The sequence below is a fragment of the Mycobacterium arosiense ATCC BAA-1401 = DSM 45069 genome (genome assembly GCF_002086125.1).
In the GTDB taxonomy this organism is placed as follows: Bacteria; Actinomycetota; Actinomycetes; order Mycobacteriales; family Mycobacteriaceae; genus Mycobacterium; species Mycobacterium arosiense.
The window spans coordinates 1-232 of the sequence record NZ_MVHG01000434.1 but is presented as its reverse complement, the minus strand read 5'-3'; the positions used below and the strand labels follow the sequence as shown (position 1 = coordinate 232).

Annotated in this window: 1 protein-coding gene; it reads left to right on the top strand. The window is 66.8% G+C overall.

Translation table 11 applies throughout. The features are described from left to right. Positions 1–232: NAD(P)H-dependent oxidoreductase (locus BST14_RS32465; protein ID WP_211280884.1), on the top strand; the 232-nt coding region annotated here is incomplete at both ends.

Sequence of the window (232 nt, the reverse complement as noted above, 5' to 3'; positions counted from 1 at the left end):
GATCCTGCAATTCCCGCTCTGGTGGTTCAGCATGCCGGCGATCCTCAAGGGTTGGATCGATCGCGTCTATGCCTGCGGCTTCGCCTACGGGGTCGGCGAACATTCCGACAGCCACTGGGGCGACCGCTACGGCGAGGGCCGGATGCAGGGCAAGCGGGCGATGCTGGTAGTCACCGCCGGCGGCTGGGAGTCGCACTACGCCGCGCGCGGTATCAACGGACCGATGGACGAC